A 16,233-nucleotide genomic window follows, 5' to 3' on the forward strand; every position below is an offset into this window, starting at 1 on the left:
TCAGGCCACCTCGGTCAAAATGTCAGTATATCCGTTGTTTTCGACTTCCAGCGCCAGCTCTGGACCGCCTGTTTTGACGATCTTGCCGTCTGCCATGATATGCACGACATCCGGCTTGATATGATCGAGAAGCCGCTGATAGTGGGTAATTACCAGAAACGAGCGCCCTTCGGAACGCAGGGCATTCACACCCTCGGCGACCAGTTTCATCGCATCGACGTCCAGCCCGGAATCGGTTTCATCCAGAATGCACATCTTGGGTTCAAGCATCGCCATCTGCAGGATTTCATTGCGCTTCTTTTCGCCGCCCGAAAAGCCCACATTGACAGGGCGCTTCAGCATATCGGCGTCGATCTTGAGGCTTTTGGCCTTTGCGCGCACTTCCTTAAGGAAATCAGCAGCGCTCAACTCCTCTTCGCCGCGGGCCTTGCGCTGTGCGTTCACGGCCGTGCGCAGGAAGGTCATGTTGCCGACGCCGGGGATCTCGACAGGGTATTGGAATGCCAAAAACAGGCCCAGTGCGGCCCGTTCCTCGGGTTCCATGTCAATCAGATCCGCACCATCAAGGCTGGCCCCGCCATCGGTCACCTCATAGCCGTCCTTGCCAGACAGCACATAGGACAAGGTCGACTTACCGGACCCGTTTGGCCCCATGATCGCATGCACGCTGCCCGGCTCGATGGTCAGATCGACCCCTTTCAGGATCTGCTTGTCTTCTTCCTCAAGTTTGACATGTAGGTTTTTGATTTCCAACATTTCTTCTTTCCTGAACTATGAGTGCGCGACAATGCGCGCCTGTGTATGAACATGCAAAACAACGCCGGTCTGCAACGCAGCCGGCTGTTTCACTTCGATTTTTGATTTGGTGTATCGCGCCTGCGCCCCAGGGGCTGCAGGACGTGCTAGCTGCCGGTGATATGCCCCGGCAATGCGATCTGCACATCGCGGAAGACAAGTGTCATCGGCGTCGTCTGTGCGCGGACGGTCTGCACATATTCCGAGGTGTAGACGATTGCCAATTCGTCCGGATAGGCCCACATCAGGTTGTGCCCACCCAGCAGCATGGCCACTGCGCCCAAAAGCTGTGCTGCGCGCAACGTCGTTCGGCGATGCCGCAGCAGTGCGGATAAAAGCAGGACGACAAACAAGCTGACCAGAATGTCGGTGAACAGGCTTGCGTTGCTGACCTCGACCATTTCCAGATACCGGTAACGCAACGATTGACCGACAATGACCGCGATCACCCCGATCAACACCGATATCAGCAACCGGATGATCGAGAATTTCTGCGCCTTGATATCCTTGCGGATTTGTTCCTGCGATGTGTGCTTTGGCACATGCATCTGCAGTTCCGGATCGAAATAGGCTTTGTTGCTGGGGCTTTTGATGCGCTTGATCCGCGCATTGAAGTTGTCCTGCCCAAGATTTGCCATTCTGCCATGCTCCGCCGGTCTGCCTTGGTGCAGACCTTCCCACCCAAACGGGGCAAGAACGGGGCCGCCCAGTGACGTTTGGACGACGAAATAAAGCCTTTGCTGCCTGCATCACAGCACCCCCAGCGTGACTGGCCGGCGTGATGATGCACCTGCACCGCCAATTGCCAAGACAGACAGGACAACGAACGCCGCACCGGCAACCATCTGGCTGCCCGCTTCATCATAGGCCCTGAACAGGTCAAAAGTCAGGTTGACCATGGCAACCGCGCTGAACAGCGCAAGCCCCCATACCCAACCGGTGCCAAATGTCATCCAACAGACCCTTCAAGCGAAATCGCAACCAGCGCCTGGGCTTCCATGGCAAATTCCATTGGCAGGGCCTGCAGGACTTCCTTGCAGAACCCGTTCACCACCAATGCGACGGCCTCCTCTTCATCCATACCCCGGCTGCGGCAATAGAATAGCTGATCATCATCCACCTTGGATGTGGTCGCCTCATGCTCAACCCGGGAGGAGTTATTCTTAACCTCGATATAAGGCACCGTATGCGCCCCGCATTTGTCACCAATCAAAAGGCTGTCACACTGGGTGTAATTTCGGGATTCCTTGGCCTTTGGGTGCATGGATACCAGCCCGCGATAGGTATTCTGCGCCTTGCCCGCACTGATCCCCTTGGACACAATGCGCGATTTGGTGTTCTTGCCCAGATGCACCATCTTCGTACCGGTATCGGCCTGCTGCATATTGTTGGCAATCGCAATGGAATAGAACTCGCCCTGGCTGTCATCGCCGCGCAAGATGCAGGACGGGTATTTCCATGTCACGGCCGAGCCGGTCTCGACCTGTGTCCACATCACCTTGGACCGGTCACCACGGCAATCGGCGCGCTTGGTCACAAAGTTGTAGATCCCGCCATTACCCTCGGCATCGCCCGGATACCAGTTCTGGACGGTAGAATATTTCACCTCCGCATCTTCTTCGATGATGATCTCGACCACCGCGGCATGCAGCTGTGCCGTATCACGCTTGGGCGCCGTGCAGCCTTCGAGATACGAAACATAAGATCCCTTATCCGCGATGATCAGGGTCCGCTCAAACTGGCCGGTATTTTCGGCATTGATCCGGAAATATGTCGACAGCTCCATCGGGCAGCGCACGCCAGGGGGCACATAGACGAAAGAGCCATCCGAAAAGACCGCGCTGTTCAGCGTGGCATAGAAATTGTCCGATGGCGGGACAACCGAGCCGAGGTATTTTTTCACCAGCTCGGGATGCTTTTCAATCGCCTCGGAAATCGAACAAAAGATCACGCCGGCCTTCTCCAACTCCTTCTGGAAGGTCGTGCCAACCGAGACGGAATCAAACACGGCATCCACCGCCACCTTGCGGCCCTCGGCAGGGGCATCTTCCGCGCCCTCGACGCCCGCCAGGATCATCTGTTCCTTCAGCGGAATGCCCAGCTTTTCATATGTCGCCAATAGCTTGGGATCGACCTCATCCAGCGATTTTGGCTTCACTTCCATGCTTTTGGGGCGGGCGTAATAGTAAATGTCCTGAAAATCTATGTTCGGATAACTCACCATCGCCCATGTGGGTTCTTCGATTTTCTCCCACCGCGCAAAGGCAGACAGACGCCAATCCGTCATCCAGTCCGGCTCGTTATTCTTGTCCGATATCAGGCGTACGATGTCAGGGTTTACACCTTTGGGGGCGTAATCCATTTCGATCTCGGTTTCCCAGCCGTGCTTATAGGCGCCTGAGAGTGCTGAAACCGCGTCAACCGTCTCCTGATCGACACCGTCCTTGACGTCTACATCATCAAAAGCAGCCATTTTCTTTCCTCTCAAGCCGCCCGCCTGCGGGCGCGTTTTTCTGTCCAGGCCTGCACAAAGCGCATGACCTCTTCTTCTGTTGTGTCCAGCCCTAGCGAGACACGCAAAGCGCCCGCAGCCTGATCGTCATCCAGCCCCACAGCACGCAGAACCCGGCTCACCTTTACCTTGCCGCTGGAACAGGCCGATCCGGCCGAAACCGCAAAGCCCGCCAGGTCCATCGCCATCACCTGTGTTTCGCCTTTCCACCCTGGGGTGACGAAACAACTGGTATTGGGCAAACGGGACTGGTCTTTCCCGACAAAAATAGTGCTGTTTTCCGCAGCCTCAATGGCCTTTTCTAGAATATTTCTAAGTTTCGCAACCCGATCCCATGCGCCGGCCGCCAAATCAGCCTGTGCGGCAACTGCCGCTGCCCCCATTCCCGCGATCGCAATCACGTTTTCCGTGCCGGACCGGCGGCCCATCTCCTGACCCCCGCCCTTTATTTGCGATGCAATATCAGTACCTTGCGGAAATATCAGCGCGCCGACACCTTTTGGCCCGCCAAATTTATGGGCCGACAGAAACACCATGCCGATGCCGGACCAGGAAAACGAAAACGGGACGCGCCCAAATCCTTGGGTAATATCACTGACAGCCAGTCCCTGGGGCAAGTCCTGCAGGATGCCCGTTTCGGAATTGGCCAGCTGCAGGGCACAAGCCCCCGGATCATCGACCATAACCGCACCGTCAACCACCGGCAGGACCGGATCAATCCACGCATGCACAGCATCATGTTCAATCGGTGCGGCCTTCAATCCGCGCCCGGCCAGGGCCAATGCGGCGGCCTCGGTGGCACCGGATGTAAAGACGATATCGGCATTGGGCGCACCAACGGCCTCGGCCAGTTGGGCCCGGGCTTTCTCCACCACGCCTTTCGCAGCGCGCCCTTCGGCATGTACCGACGACGGGTTGCCCACCACATCCATGGCCGCCAACATGGCGGTGCGTGCCTCCGGACGCAGCGGCGCGGTCGCATTATGATCCAGATAGGTTCTCATCGCATCATCTTGCCAAAAATACTCCGGGGGGCGCGGGACGCGCGGGGGCAGCGCCCCCTCTGACATCACTGTTCATCGACCACCTCGAACAAGGCTGGCACTGCGGGACATGGGGCCAGCTCATTGCCCACCACATCCGACAGCCGGGCCTGATGCAAAAACACGTAGACATGGGCCGACAGACCTTCCCACAAACGGTTGGTCATGGATTGCGCGCGCGACCCCGAGGCAGCACCAGACGCACCTGCCCCCTTGTGCATGGCCGATACGGTTTCATCCACCGCCCCCAAAATCTCCGAGACACGAATATCCGCCGCCGGGCGGGCCAGACGATATCCGCCACCGGGGCCGCGGACGGAATCAACCAGTTTTGCACGACGCAGCTTGACGAAAAGCTGCTCAAGATAGGGCAGCGAGATGTCCTGACGCTTCGAAATTTCCGTCAGATTGACCAGCGCATTATCCGGTTGCAGCGCCAGATCGGCCAGCGCGACCATCGCGTAACGGCCCTTGGTACTTAATTTCATGGCCCAACCCTCCCCGGTTCACGCAATTTCATTGACGGCACTGTCTCGCGTCATTACTTCACCCTGAACGCAAGACTTGAGGCAACGCCTCGTAGTTTAGAATCTTTCTAAAGTGCCTGAGCATTTTCGTCAACAATGCAAACAGGCCAAAACAATGACGGATCAAGAATGCCCGAAGTCATCTTCCCCGGACCCGAAGGACGCCTTGAAGGGCGCTATCACCCGCAAAAGGACCGGGATGCGCCCATCGCCATTGTGCTGCATCCGCATCCGCAATTTGGCGGCACGATGAACAACAAGGTTGTCTACAACCTGCATTATGCCTTCTACAACATGGGCTTTACCGTATTGCGGTTCAATTTTCGCGGCGTGGGCCGCAGCCAGGGTGAATATGACCAGGGTGTGGGCGAATTGTCTGACGCGGCCTCGGCACTGGATTACCTGCAATCCATGAATAACAACGCCAAGCATTGCTGGGTTGCGGGGTTCTCGTTCGGGGCGTGGATCGGGATGCAGCTTTTGATGCGGCGGCCGGAAATCACCGGCTTTATCTCGGTCAGCCCGCCGGCAAACATGTATGATTTCAGCTTCCTTGCGCCCTGCCCGTCCTCGGGGCTGATCATCAACGGAACCAATGACCGGGTTGCCCCGCCACAGGATACGGTCAACCTGGTCAACAAGCTGCACGAACAAAAAGGTATCACGATCACCCATGACTGCATGGAAGGTGCGGGGCATTTCTTTGAAGACCCGCATATGGATCCGATGATCGAGAATGTGAAAACCTACGTGCGGCGGCGGCTGACGGAAAATACGAGGTAGCGCAATGGCCGAAGCCTATGTCGACAGGGTCGCCAACGAACTGGCAGATATGGCGCTGGCGGATCAGGCCGCCTCGGGCGACGAAACCATCGTCGACCAGATCGGCGAAATTCTGGGCGCGTCGTCGCAAACACTGCAGGAAACCTATCTGACAGCCGTCCGGGTCCGGCGGGCCGAGGCGCGCGCGCGCGACATTCTCGGCCGTCGCAAGGAAAACGGCTACAAGGAGGCGCCAAAACCCAAGGCAGCCCCCCTGCAGGGCCTGCCCGAGGATACGGAAGAAGAGGCCTCCGAAATCGTGGACGCCCCCGAACCACAAACCAAAACCCCTGCCCCCAGCGGCACCGCGCCAAGGCGGGTCACCCGCTAGATGCAGGACCGGATCGCGGCGCAGCTTGCCTTCCTGACCGAGGCAGACAGGCTGAAATCCGTACTGCGCGGCACAACCTTGTGTGATGGCAGCCGCCCGGAAAACGCGGGCGAACATAGCTGGCATATCGCGCTCTATGCGATGGTGATGGCCGAACACGCAAACCGGCCGGTTGATATCAACCGGGTCATCCGGATGCTGCTGATCCACGATCTGGTCGAGATTGATGCAGGCGACAACCCCATTCATGGCGACCATGACCCGGCCGAAATGGAAGCCGTCGAACAGGCCGCAGCTGCACGCATCTTCGGGCTTTTGCCCGCCGATCAGGCCCGCGACTTTCGCGCGCTCTGGGACGAATTCGAAGCGGCCGAAACAGATGACGCGATTTTTGCCAAATCCATCGACCGGGTGCAGCCGGTCATTGCGAACCTTGAAACCGACGGCGGCAGCTGGCCCGCATACAATGTCACCGCTGCACAACTGCAATCGCGGGTTGGCGACAAGGTCATGCGTGGGGCACCCGCGATCTGGGCGGCACTCAGGACGCGGATTGACCAGTGGTTCCACACCGGCTGATATAGCGGATCACCCATCATCCGGGCGATGCAACCGCGGCCCTCCAGCCAACACCGCAACCCGCCGACAGGTTCAAATCCAGCGCCTGACGCGCCCGCAGTAATCCGCATAGTCCCGGCCAAATGCGTTGAAGAGTTTCTCTTCTTCCAGCTTGATCACGAACAGCGTCGTCACGATCACTGCCACAATGCATGTCAGAACAATCCAGAAGTTATTGATCAAAATTGCCAATCCCAACTGGATCACCGCAAGGCCCAGATACCCGGGATTTCGCGTCCGCCTGTATATTCCCGATGTCACCAAGGCCGTCGATGCGGCAAAGGGATCGTAGGTGGTGTTTGCCGCGCCAATCTCGTGCATCGACTGGCGGATCAATATGACACCACCAACAATCGCGCCCGGGCCAAATGTGAACTGAACCAGCGCAGGGAATACCGGCCATGGGATCACCAGACCCATTAAAATCGCAGCAAGAAGCGAGACGCCGAAGATAGTCGGCGGCGCAGCAAAGGGTTCTCGAAACGCATCGGGCATGTGACAGACCTGCTGGTTTGTACGCGAACTACGCCGGATACTTGATCCGATCAATGCCATAGTCCGCCTTAGATCAACCTTGCAGCGGTGCAAGCCGCAAAAGGTTCGCACCAACGCACTGCAGGTCAGCAGCGGGCTGGTGTACGTTTGTTCGTCATGTTGGCCATGCATATGAGCCCGCTGTGAACCCGACGCCATTGGTTCGTGGGTGGCCTAGCCCTCCGCACGCCGAACGTCGCCCAGACTTGATACTGTTCAGGGCGACTCCTTACGCGGAAATATCCGAACGAGGCGAAAGCCGTATGTCCTGTCACGATTGTCATTTTTCGGCCGGGTACGATAAGCGAGGCGTACACCATCCATGGCCATATTGTACGCGCCCCCTTTGGCAACATATCTGTCGCAACCTTGTGCAGCATGGGCCAGGTAAGCGCTGTTTGTGGGCAGACCGATGTGACGCCCCAGATGGCAGGACAATGTGATTTCATAGACATTCCCTGACATATGTCGCAGGCCCCAGGGGTTGGCGGCGTCAAGCGTTTGCACGGGCACTGGGATGGCGCGGGTCACCAAATCTGGAAATGGACGACCCCGGTTATGTTCTGTTGTATCACCCGAAAAATTGGCCTGATCCGACGTCAATACATCCCCTTGAGCAAAGCGGGTGGTCGTACCGGCACGCGCCGCATATTCCCACTCGGCCTCTGTGGGCAGACGGTAAACTTCCGCGCCAACATGCGCATTTAGCCAAGTGACATACTCTTCAATATCCAGCAGCGAAACATTAATCACCGGATGATCCGGACCGAGTTGGATGTGTCCTTTCTCGAAGGTCAAAGCGGAGTGATCCGGATTATGACTGCACCCGCCCTCTCGCACACAGACCATCCATTCAGCATGGGTGACTTCATTCACAGCCGTCGCATAGGGCGTGTCCATGAGCACCCTGTGCTGGGGACCTTCGTTCGGGACATTGTACAAGCCGTCCGGCACATCTTGCGCTACTGCCCCATTCCTTTCGCCCCAATCATCCCAAAGTGACGACCACGACTCCCCTTCACGGGCGCCCATCATGAAAGAGCCAAGCGGCATAACGACCATCTCTGGGCAAACGTCGCATTCTCGAAAGCGCGCAAGCGGCGTGACCGTCCGCCCATCAGACAAGGCGAATGCAGTTGCGTCATCGGCCAAACCGACCGCGGGCAGCAACAACCCCCAGATCGCGAAGGCAATGCCTAAATTTCCAGAATATGAAAGCATCTGTTGAACATCCTGCAAATACACTGTCGGTCTGCCGACACATTCTCCGTGCCTCGCTGGACCACAGCATTGTCGCAGAATTACGGCGCAACTTTGACGTGATGTCAAAGGCGAATCCTCCCGTCGTTTTCCGCGCTCACCCAAGCGATGTGATGATAAATGCCTTTGGTAGGTCATGGCTGATTTCCCGCATCTTGCGGCGTAATACGCGTGCCCCCTATACAAACGAAGGCGACAGGCGTACTGCGCAGGCTGACCCGCCCGGAAAGCCAAGACAGATGATCCAGACCCTCACCGATGCCCTTGCCAAACAAGGCTATACCGACCTGACCCCTGTGCAGGTTGCCGTCACGGATGCCGCGCTTGAGGGGCAGGATCTGCTTGTCTCGGCGCAGACCGGGTCTGGCAAGACAGTTGGGTTCGGCCTTGCGATTGGCCCCACGATCCTTGCAGAGGACGGCCATTTTGGCCCTGCAGGGCGGCCGCATGCATTGATCATCGCACCAACCCGGGAACTGGCGCTACAGGTCAAACGCGAGCTGCAATGGCTTTATGCAGGTGCAGGTGCGACGCTGGCCTCTTGCGTGGGCGGCATGGATTTTCGGGACGAAAGGCGCAGCCTTGAACGCGGTGCGCATATCGTCGTGGCAACGCCCGGCCGTTTGCGCGATCACATCATGCGCGGCACGATTGACCTGTCCGATATCAAGGCCGTTGTGCTGGACGAGGCCGATGAAATGCTCGACCTGGGGTTTCGCGAAGACCTTGAGTTTATCCTCGATCAGGCGCCCGACACGCGGCGCACATTGATGTTCTCGGCCACCGTGCCAGCAATGATCGCCACATTGGCAAAATCCTATCAGAAAGACGCCGTGCGCGTCGCCACCACGACCAAGGAAAAGCAGCATAGCGACATCGAATACCGCGCGCTTTCGGTGGCCAACCACGACATTGACGCCGCCATCATCAACACATTGCGGTTTTACGATGCGCCAAATGCCATCGTATTCTGCAACACCCGCGCATCTGTGACCCGGCTGACCACAAGACTGTCGAACCGCGGCTTTTCGGTTGTGGCCCTGTCGGGCGAGCTGACACAATCCGAACGTTCCAACGCGTTGCAGGCCATGCGGGACGGGCGCGCAAAAGTCTGTGTGGCCACGGATGTGGCAGCGCGCGGCATCGACCTGCCCAATCTCGAACTGGTGATCCACGCTGAATTGCCCACAAATGCGGAAACGCTTTTGCACCGTTCAGGCCGGACAGGGCGCGCCGGGCGCAAGGGGGTTTCGGCCCTGATTGCGCCGGCCAAGATGAAGCGGCGCGCCGAAAACCTGCTGAAATGGGGCAAACTATCGGCCACATGGGCCACCCCGCCCACAGCCGAGGATGTCACCGCAAAGGATGAGGAACGGCTTTTAACCGATCCGGTCTGGTCCGAGGATTTCAGCGACAGCGAAGCGGCATTTGCGCAGCGTCTGCTGGCCCAGCACGCGCCCGAAAAAATCGCCGCCGCCTATCTGCGCCTTTATGCAGGCAAACAATCCGCGCCCGAATTCATCAGCGAATACAAGGACGGCCCCGCCGCCAAGGAACGCAAACCGCGCGAGGTCAAATCCTTTGGCCCCTCCAAATGGTTCAGCGTCGATGTCGGACGCGAAGGCAAGGCCGAGGCGCGCTGGCTGCTGCCGATGATCTGCAAGGCCGGCGGCATCACCAAGAACGAAATCGGCGCCATTCGCATTCAGCCCAATGAAACATTCGTCGAAATTGCCGAACCCGCAGTTGCCGGTTTCCTCAAGGCCGTGGGCGGCGATATGAAGCTTGAAAATCAGGCGACGCTGAAGGCGCTGAGCGGCCCACCCCAATTGGGCGAGCGTGGACCGCGCAAGACCAAACGGGATTACGACACCAAGAAACCCGGGCCCAAGCCCAAACGCTCGGCCCCGCGCCACGACGGACCGCCGCCAACGACCCAGGCGGATATGGACCCGATCAAGCCGATCCCCGGCGCCGCCGACGACAAAACCGCCCGCAAACCGCGACGCGACAAAGCACCCCGTGACCATGACGGTGCCGTCAAACCAAAGCGTCAAAAACCGCCGTCAAAAGGGAAATCGCCCGACGGAAAGGGCAAAAACAAGCGCACGGAAGGTTTCAAACCTGACACAAACCGTCACAAGACGGGCGATGGCAAGGCTCCCGGCAAACCGGCGGGGAATGCAAAAGATACCTCGAAACGGTTTGTTCCACCCGGCGGAAAATCAAAGCCCCGCAAGGGGTTAGGTAAAGGTGGCAACAGCGCGCCACGTCGTCGAACAAAGTAAAATCGCGCGGGCTTGTCACAATTTTGTCACGTCACGAGCATGCGAGGACCCAGTTTTACTAGCCAAATAGCTGATATGATTGCTACGATCCAACTATCGTTAGTTGTTTTTTAATCAGTTTATGAGCAAGGACCAGACACATGGCCACCGCAAAACCACAAGAGCAGAAACCACAACAAACTCCACAGGCAAACCAGACAGCCCAGCAGATGCAACCAAAGCCCGAAAGACCGGTTTTCACCGATTTCGCAAGCATCTGACACAATTGTCAGCCCCTGAACGGGGTGCGACAGGCGCTGTTTCTGAGACGCCAGCCGAAACGGAATTGACCAGTGCTGTCGCGCGCTGCCAGATCGCCCTCCCCGATCACACGTGCGCACTGGTCCTTTTTTTGCCCGCCCGCTAAATTGCGCGTATGGCGGCACTGACATCCATCAAGAATATCGGCCCGGCTTTTGAAAAGGCGCTACAGGCGGTTGGCATCACCACGGCCGAGCAATTGCGCGAACTGGGCGCCGACGCCGCCTATGCAAAACTGCTGGAAGCTGGCAACAAGCCGCATTTCATCGGATATTACGTGCTGCACATGGCGCTGCAGGGGCGCCCCTGGAATGACTGCAAGGGCGCGGAAAAAAAGGCGCTACGCACCCAATTCGACAAGATCAAGAAGGGCAGTTTCGATCAGAACCGGTCAGAACTAGAGCGTTTCCTGAACCAGATTGGCGTGGTTGAAGTCGATCCAAAGTAAAAACCCTTCACATGGTCACAGTTTTCGTGTATGTTAACGGCATGAACATATATGAAGACATTGATTTTGAACTGTCCCGATTGCAAAAAGTGGCCTATCGGATGGACGCGATTTTCACGATCCCAAAGACCCGGATCACGGTTGGATTGGACAATATTGTCGGACTGGTGCCAGTTGTCGGCGACTTTCTGGCATTGATGCCATCGCTCTGGATGATCCGGCGGGCCTACAAGCTGGGCGCGACCCACGGTGCGCTTGCCTATATGGGGCTGAATACATTCCTCGATTTCGCCATCGGATCCATTCCGGTGATCGGCGACATTTTTGACGTCCTCTACAACGCAAATATCCGAAATTACAAAGCGCTAGAGTACAATCTTAACAAAAAGGCCGCCCGCGCCAGAACGGTGCGGACGGCCTCTGGAATGCTGGATTGGGCAGAACCCGATCTGCTGAATTAGCCGACCAGTTCCAGACCCGAGAAGAAGAATGCGATCTCTTCGGCAGCTGTTTCCGGCGCGTCGGACCCGTGAACAGAGTTTTCACCGATGGACAGCGCGAATTCCTTGCGGATCGTGCCATCTGCGGCATCGGCAGGGTTGGTGGCCCCCATGACTTCGCGGTTCTTTGCAATCGCGTCCTCGCCTTCGAGAACCTGCACCACAATCGGCTCGGAGATCATGAATTCGCACAATTCGCCAAAGAATGGACGGTCCTTGTGGACACCGTAAAACTGCTGCGCCTGGGCAAGGGTCAGTTGAATCCGCTTGGACGCAACGATGCGCAAGCCGGCCTCTTCGAACTTGGCCACGATCCGGCCGGTCAGGTTGCGTTTTGTGGCGTCGGGCTTGATGATGGAAAAAGTGCGCTGGATGGCCATGTCTATCCGTCTTTCGTTGTTGAAGATGTTTCTTTGGCTGCCCCCTAGCACGGGCCATTCCCGGAGAAAAGGGGCACAGGCGCCAATCACCCAAACGGCCCTGCCCCGCGCGTTTGCAGCCAATCTTGGCAAGGGGAATTGACCCCACCCGACCGATCAAGCATAGCCCGTCCATGCTCAAGATTTCAGACATCACCTATTCCGTTGAAGGCCGCACGCTGGTCGAGAATGCAACCGTCACAATTCCGACGGGCCACAAGGTTGGCCTCGTGGGGCGCAACGGATCGGGCAAGACGACCCTCTTCCGCGTCATCCGCGGCGAGATGGTGCTGGACACCGGCAACGTGACTATCCCCAGGGGGTGGAAAATCGGCGGGGTCAGCCAGGAGGTTCCCGGCAACGATGTCTCGCTGATCGACACGGTTCTGCGCGCCGATACCGAGCGCGAGGCGCTTTTGGCAGAGGCGGAAACCGCAACTGATGCCGGACGGATCGCCGAAGTGCAGACCCGGTTGGCCGATATCGACGCCTGGTCCGCCGAAGCGCGAGCCGCCACGATCCTCAGGGGGTTGGGCTTTACCCATGCGGAACAGAAAATGCCCTGCGCGGCCTTTTCCGGGGGCTGGCGGATGCGCGTGGCCCTTGCGGCCGTTCTGTTTTCCGAACCTGATCTGCTGCTGCTGGACGAGCCGACCAACTATCTGGATCTGGAAGGCGCGCTGTGGCTCGAGGCATATCTGGTCAAATACCCCCATACCGTTCTGATCGTCAGCCACGACCGCGAGCTGTTGAACCGCTCCGTTGGCGGTATCCTGCATCTCGAGGACAAGGGCCTGACCTATTATACCGGCCCTTATGACAGCTTTGCGAAACAAAGGGCTGCAAAACGGGCCGTGCAGGCCGCCGCTGCCAAGAAACAGGATGCGCAGCGCGCCCATCTGCAAAGCTTTGTTGATCGGTTCAAGGCCAAGGCGTCCAAGGCCAAACAGGCCCAGTCCCGTGTGAAGATGCTGGAAAAGATGGACACCATCCGCGCGCCCGAAGATGCAGCACGCACCGTCTTTACCTTCCCGGAGCCCGAGGAACTCTCGCCGCCGATCATCGCGACCGAGGCTGCCGCCGTCGGCTATGGAAATCACATCGTGCTGCATGATCTGAACCTGCGGATTGATCAGGATGACCGGATCGCCCTGCTGGGCCGCAACGGCGAGGGGAAGTCGACCCTGTCAAAAATGCTGTCCGACCGGCTGCCGGTGGCCCGCGGCAAGATGGTGACATCAAACAAATTGCGGATCGGGTTCTTCGCCCAGCATCAGGTCGATGAATTGCGGATCGAGGAAACCCCGCTTGATCACCTGTTTCGCGAACGGCCCAATGAAGGCCAGGCGAAACTGCGCGCCCGGCTCGCCGGATTTGGGCTTGGGGCCGATCAGGCGGAAACGGCTGTGGGGCGCCTGTCTGGGGGTCAGAAAGCCCGGTTGTCCCTGCTGCTGGCCACCCTGCCCGCGCCGCATCTGCTCATCCTTGATGAGCCGACCAACCACCTTGATATCGAAAGCCGCGAGGCGCTGGTCGAGGCGCTGACCGCCTATACCGGTGCGGTCATCCTTGTCAGCCACGACATGCATCTGCTGTCGATGGTTGCCGACCGGCTGTGGCTGGTCAAAGACGGGCATGTAAAACCATACGAGGAAGACCTGCAGGCCTACCGCAAGATGCTGCTGACGCCCGACAAGCCCGCGGAAAAGGACAAGCCCAAGCCGGCGAAACCCGTCAAAGCCAGCCGCGATCAAATCCTCGCCCTGCGCAGTGAAGTGCGCAAGAATGAAGAGCGGGTGAACAAGATCAACGCCATGCGGGACAAACTCGCCAAGAAACTGGCCGACCCGGTGCTCTATGAAGAGGGCAAGGCAGGCGAGCTGGAAACCTGGAACAAGAAATACGCCGAGGTCATGGACGGGCTGGAACGGGCAGAGGCGATGTGGATGTCTGCGCTCGAAAAACTGGAAAAGGCCCAGGGTTCATAAACGCCCCGGGCACACCCGAAAGGGATCGTTGAAATGGCACAAACACACCCGGTCCTGCACTTGCTTTGCGGCTTGATTGCATCGGGAAAATCAACGCTTGCAGCACAGCTCAGCGCGGGGCCCGACACGCTCCTGCTGTCCGAAGACAGCTGGTTGAAAGGCCTCTATGTTGATGAACTCACCTCTGGCGCGGACTATCTGCGCTATGCGGCACGGCTGCGCAATGTGATGGGGCCCCATATTACAACACTGCTTGATATGGGGATTTCAGTGGTGCTGGATTTTCCGGCCAACACCGTGGGTCAGCGCAAGTGGATGCGCGAGATCATCGACGATAGTGGTGCTGCGCATCAACTTCACTATCTCGATACGCCGGCGCAGGTCTGCCTTGACCGACTGCGCGCACGCAACGCGACCGGCGCTCATGCCTTTGCAGCAACCGAGGCGCAATTTCACCAATTCGCACAGCATTTCGCCCCGCCAACCGCAGATGAAAACTTTACCATCATCAGGCATACCAGCTCATAGGGTCACCGCCCCTCTCATCTCGCCCAAAATACTCCCACCGGAGGTGTCCCATCACTGGCCACCGCCACTGACCTCTGAAATAGTCACGCCATGACCGAACTCCCCGCCCTGATCGCCGCTTTCACAACAATGTTCATCATCATCGACCCGCCCGGGCTCGCGCCGGTCTTTATTGCGCTGACCCAAGGGATGACCCCGGCGCAACGGCGGGCGATTGCTGTGCGGGCCTGTATCGTCTCGGCAGTGTTGATGATCATCTTCCTGTTTCTGGGCGAGACTGTGCTGGGGTTCATCGGCATCTCTATGGATGCGTTTCGGATCGCCGGGGGTGTATTGCTGTTTCTGACAGCGCTCGACATGCTGTTCCAACGCAGGCAGGCCCGGCGCGAGGATAGTGCCGCCGAAGGGCAGGCAGAACATCACGATGACCCGTCGGTTTTCCCCCTTGCGCTGCCGCTGATCGTCGGGCCGGGGGCGATCACGACGATCATCCTGCTGGCAGGACAGGCCGAGGGTGCCGCAGATTTTGGCGCGATTGCAGGCGTGCTGATGGCCGTTCTGTTGATTGTGCTGGCAGCATTTCTGGCAGCCCCTGCCATCGAACGGGCACTTGGCAAAACCGGCCTGAACATTGTCACACGCGTGCTGGGCATGTTGCTGGCCGCCCTTGCGGTGCAATTCGTTCTTGACGGGCTCAGGGGTTTTGGGATCGGCGGATAGCGCCTATATCTCGGGTATGAGCACAGAACAAATCATGCAATTGACCTATCTGGTGCTGCTTGCTGCAGCTATCGGCGGGTCCTATATCGTCGCGCAGCGTGACAATATGGGTAAAATGGCGCAACAGGCGGTCATTTGGGGCCTCATCTTTGTGGGTGTTGTCGGGGCATATGGGCTTTGGGATGATATCAGCCGCGACGCCACAGGCCGGCAGGCACTGATCAGCGACAACCAGGTCGCCGTTCCACTGCGCAATGACGGCCATTACTACCTCACCCTTGATATCAATGGCACCCCGGTTGAATTCGCGGTGGATACAGGGGCAAGCCAGGTTGTGCTTAGTCAGGAAGACGCGCGCCGGGTGGGGTTCGACCCCGCAACACTCAACTATTCGGGTGTGGCGCTGACGGCCAATGGCCGGGTCCGGACCGCCCCCGTCACCTTGGAAAGCGTGGCACTTGGCGCGCTGCGCGATGACGGTCTGCGGGCCGTGGTGAATGAAGGGGCGATGGACGGATCGCTATTGGGGATGACATATCTCAACCGGTATAGCCGGATCGAGATCATGGGAAATGAACTGGTACTGACACGATGAGACAT

The 16,233-nt window shown here is 58.2% G+C and carries 19 protein-coding genes; 10 read left to right on the forward strand and 9 right to left on the reverse strand.

From position 1 onward, the window contains the following. The 6 genes from sufC to AABB31_RS04785 form a co-directional block, all read right to left on the reverse strand. Window positions 1–756 (reverse strand): Fe-S cluster assembly ATPase SufC, encoded by a 756-nt coding sequence (gene sufC / locus AABB31_RS04760; protein WP_342075592.1) that lies wholly within the window; start codon window positions 754–756, stop codon window positions 1–3. 146 nt (window positions 757–902) lie between these two features. Beyond that, complete coding sequence (locus tag AABB31_RS04765) at window positions 903–1,433, reverse strand: hypothetical protein (protein WP_342075591.1); 531 nt, start codon at window positions 1,431–1,433, stop codon at window positions 903–905. 111 nt (window positions 1,434–1,544) lie between these two features. Then, window positions 1,545–1,748 carry a hypothetical protein gene (locus tag AABB31_RS04770; protein WP_342075590.1) on the reverse strand — a complete coding sequence of 68 codons (204 nt, stop codon included), beginning with the start codon at window positions 1,746–1,748 and terminating at the stop codon, window positions 1,545–1,547. Further along, on the reverse strand, window positions 1,745–3,268 hold the full coding sequence (gene sufB, locus AABB31_RS04775; protein WP_342075589.1) for a Fe-S cluster assembly protein SufB: 1,524 nt from the start codon (window positions 3,266–3,268) through the stop codon (window positions 1,745–1,747). The genes AABB31_RS04770 and sufB overlap by 4 nt, the downstream gene beginning before the upstream one ends. Before the next feature lie 11 nt (window positions 3,269–3,279). After that, a complete protein-coding gene (locus AABB31_RS04780; RefSeq protein ID WP_342075588.1) occupies window positions 3,280–4,311 on the reverse strand; it encodes an aminotransferase class V-fold PLP-dependent enzyme in 1,032 nt (343 codons plus the stop codon). Between the two features lie 65 nt (window positions 4,312–4,376). Then, the gene (locus AABB31_RS04785; RefSeq protein ID WP_342075587.1) at window positions 4,377–4,838 is read right to left on the reverse strand and encodes an Rrf2 family transcriptional regulator; all 462 of its coding nucleotides are present in this window, start codon (window positions 4,836–4,838) and stop codon (window positions 4,377–4,379) included. 168 nt (window positions 4,839–5,006) lie between these two features. On the opposite strand from AABB31_RS04785, the gene AABB31_RS04790 reads away from it, so the two are divergent. Genes AABB31_RS04790 through AABB31_RS04800 form a run of 3 tightly spaced genes read left to right on the forward strand, consistent with a single transcriptional unit; the run spans window position 5,007 to window position 6,609 of the window. Further along, window positions 5,007–5,660, forward strand: a complete 654-nt coding sequence (locus tag AABB31_RS04790; protein ID WP_342075586.1) for an alpha/beta hydrolase — start codon at window positions 5,007–5,009, stop codon at window positions 5,658–5,660. Window positions 5,661–5,664: 4 nt separating this feature from the next. Further along, window positions 5,665–6,030, forward strand: a complete 366-nt coding sequence (locus tag AABB31_RS04795) for a hypothetical protein (RefSeq protein WP_373635474.1) — start codon at window positions 5,665–5,667, stop codon at window positions 6,028–6,030. After that, a complete protein-coding gene (locus tag AABB31_RS04800; RefSeq protein WP_342075584.1) occupies window positions 6,031–6,609 on the forward strand; it encodes an HD domain-containing protein in 579 nt (192 codons plus the stop codon). A 72-nt stretch (window positions 6,610–6,681) separates the two neighbouring features. On the opposite strand, the gene AABB31_RS04805 is transcribed toward AABB31_RS04800, so the two are convergent. After that, window positions 6,682–7,143, reverse strand: a complete 462-nt coding sequence (locus tag AABB31_RS04805; RefSeq protein WP_342075583.1) for an isoprenylcysteine carboxylmethyltransferase family protein — start codon at window positions 7,141–7,143, stop codon at window positions 6,682–6,684. 255 nt (window positions 7,144–7,398) lie between these two features. After that, the gene (locus AABB31_RS04810; protein ID WP_373635475.1) at window positions 7,399–8,403 is read right to left on the reverse strand and encodes a formylglycine-generating enzyme family protein; all 1,005 of its coding nucleotides are present in this window, start codon (window positions 8,401–8,403) and stop codon (window positions 7,399–7,401) included. A 278-nt stretch (window positions 8,404–8,681) separates the two neighbouring features. On the opposite strand from AABB31_RS04810, the gene AABB31_RS04815 reads away from it, so the two are divergent. The 3 genes from AABB31_RS04815 (at window position 8,682) to AABB31_RS04825 (ending at window position 11,939) form a co-directional block, all read left to right on the forward strand. Continuing rightward, window positions 8,682–10,730 (forward strand): DEAD/DEAH box helicase, encoded by a 2,049-nt coding sequence (locus AABB31_RS04815; RefSeq protein ID WP_373635476.1) that lies wholly within the window; start codon window positions 8,682–8,684, stop codon window positions 10,728–10,730. A 415-nt stretch (window positions 10,731–11,145) separates the two neighbouring features. Next, window positions 11,146–11,478: a TfoX/Sxy family protein gene (locus tag AABB31_RS04820; RefSeq protein WP_373635477.1), complete on the forward strand. Its 333-nt coding sequence runs from the start codon at window positions 11,146–11,148 to the stop codon at window positions 11,476–11,478. 41 nt (window positions 11,479–11,519) lie between these two features. Continuing rightward, window positions 11,520–11,939 carry a DUF4112 domain-containing protein gene (locus tag AABB31_RS04825; RefSeq protein WP_342075581.1) on the forward strand — a complete coding sequence of 140 codons (420 nt, stop codon included), beginning with the start codon at window positions 11,520–11,522 and terminating at the stop codon, window positions 11,937–11,939. Here the strand turns inward: AABB31_RS04825 and ndk are convergent. After that, window positions 11,936–12,358 (reverse strand): nucleoside-diphosphate kinase, encoded by a 423-nt coding sequence (gene ndk / locus AABB31_RS04830; protein WP_342075580.1) that lies wholly within the window; start codon window positions 12,356–12,358, stop codon window positions 11,936–11,938. The two genes, AABB31_RS04825 and ndk, sit on opposite strands and share 4 nt — an antisense overlap. A 173-nt stretch (window positions 12,359–12,531) precedes the next feature. Between ndk and AABB31_RS04835 the strand changes: the two genes are divergently transcribed. The 4 genes from AABB31_RS04835 (at window position 12,532) to AABB31_RS04850 (ending at window position 16,228) form a co-directional block, all read left to right on the forward strand. Beyond that, entirely contained in the window at window positions 12,532–14,385 is a 1,854-nt protein-coding gene (locus AABB31_RS04835; protein ID WP_373635478.1) for an ABC-F family ATP-binding cassette domain-containing protein, read from the forward strand. A 33-nt stretch (window positions 14,386–14,418) separates the two neighbouring features. After that, window positions 14,419–14,913 (forward strand): ATP-binding protein, encoded by a 495-nt coding sequence (locus AABB31_RS04840; protein WP_342075578.1) that lies wholly within the window; start codon window positions 14,419–14,421, stop codon window positions 14,911–14,913. Window positions 14,914–15,003: 90 nt separating this feature from the next. Then, the gene (locus tag AABB31_RS04845; protein ID WP_342075577.1) at window positions 15,004–15,633 is read left to right on the forward strand and encodes a MarC family protein; all 630 of its coding nucleotides are present in this window, start codon (window positions 15,004–15,006) and stop codon (window positions 15,631–15,633) included. A 16-nt stretch (window positions 15,634–15,649) separates the two neighbouring features. Beyond that, window positions 15,650–16,228, forward strand: coding sequence for a TIGR02281 family clan AA aspartic protease (locus AABB31_RS04850; RefSeq protein ID WP_373635479.1), 579 nt, complete (start codon window positions 15,650–15,652; stop codon window positions 16,226–16,228). Window positions 16,229–16,233 lie beyond the last annotated feature (5 nt).

Origin of the sequence: Yoonia sp. SS1-5, assembly GCF_038443705.2 — a bacterium.
Taxonomy (GTDB): Bacteria; Pseudomonadota; Alphaproteobacteria; order Rhodobacterales; family Rhodobacteraceae; genus Yoonia; species Yoonia rhodophyticola.

Coding starts and splice junctions, on each gene's coding strand:
- sufC (WP_342075592.1), bottom strand. CDS start 756: ATGTTGGAAATCAAAAACCTACATGTCAAACTTGAGGAAGAAGACAAG.
- AABB31_RS04765 (WP_342075591.1), bottom strand. CDS start 1,433: ATGGCAAATCTTGGGCAGGACAACTTCAATGCGCGGATCAAGCGCATC.
- AABB31_RS04770 (WP_342075590.1), bottom strand. CDS start 1,748: ATGACATTTGGCACCGGTTGGGTATGGGGGCTTGCGCTGTTCAGCGCG.
- sufB (WP_342075589.1), bottom strand. CDS start 3,268: ATGGCTGCTTTTGATGATGTAGACGTCAAGGACGGTGTCGATCAGGAG.
- AABB31_RS04780 (WP_342075588.1), bottom strand. CDS start 4,311: ATGAGAACCTATCTGGATCATAATGCGACCGCGCCGCTGCGTCCGGAG.
- AABB31_RS04785 (WP_342075587.1), bottom strand. CDS start 4,838: ATGAAATTAAGTACCAAGGGCCGTTACGCGATGGTCGCGCTGGCCGAT.
- AABB31_RS04790 (WP_342075586.1), top strand. CDS start 5,007: ATGCCCGAAGTCATCTTCCCCGGACCCGAAGGACGCCTTGAAGGGCGC.
- AABB31_RS04795 (WP_373635474.1), top strand. CDS start 5,665: ATGGCCGAAGCCTATGTCGACAGGGTCGCCAACGAACTGGCAGATATG.
- AABB31_RS04800 (WP_342075584.1), top strand. CDS start 6,031: ATGCAGGACCGGATCGCGGCGCAGCTTGCCTTCCTGACCGAGGCAGAC.
- AABB31_RS04805 (WP_342075583.1), bottom strand. CDS start 7,143: ATGCCCGATGCGTTTCGAGAACCCTTTGCTGCGCCGCCGACTATCTTC.
- AABB31_RS04810 (WP_373635475.1), bottom strand. CDS start 8,403: ATGCTTTCATATTCTGGAAATTTAGGCATTGCCTTCGCGATCTGGGGG.
- AABB31_RS04815 (WP_373635476.1), top strand. CDS start 8,682: ATGATCCAGACCCTCACCGATGCCCTTGCCAAACAAGGCTATACCGAC.
- AABB31_RS04820 (WP_373635477.1), top strand. CDS start 11,146: ATGGCGGCACTGACATCCATCAAGAATATCGGCCCGGCTTTTGAAAAG.
- AABB31_RS04825 (WP_342075581.1), top strand. CDS start 11,520: ATGAACATATATGAAGACATTGATTTTGAACTGTCCCGATTGCAAAAA.
- ndk (WP_342075580.1), bottom strand. CDS start 12,358: ATGGCCATCCAGCGCACTTTTTCCATCATCAAGCCCGACGCCACAAAA.
- AABB31_RS04835 (WP_373635478.1), top strand. CDS start 12,532: ATGCTCAAGATTTCAGACATCACCTATTCCGTTGAAGGCCGCACGCTG.
- AABB31_RS04840 (WP_342075578.1), top strand. CDS start 14,419: ATGGCACAAACACACCCGGTCCTGCACTTGCTTTGCGGCTTGATTGCA.
- AABB31_RS04845 (WP_342075577.1), top strand. CDS start 15,004: ATGACCGAACTCCCCGCCCTGATCGCCGCTTTCACAACAATGTTCATC.
- AABB31_RS04850 (WP_373635479.1), top strand. CDS start 15,650: ATGAGCACAGAACAAATCATGCAATTGACCTATCTGGTGCTGCTTGCT.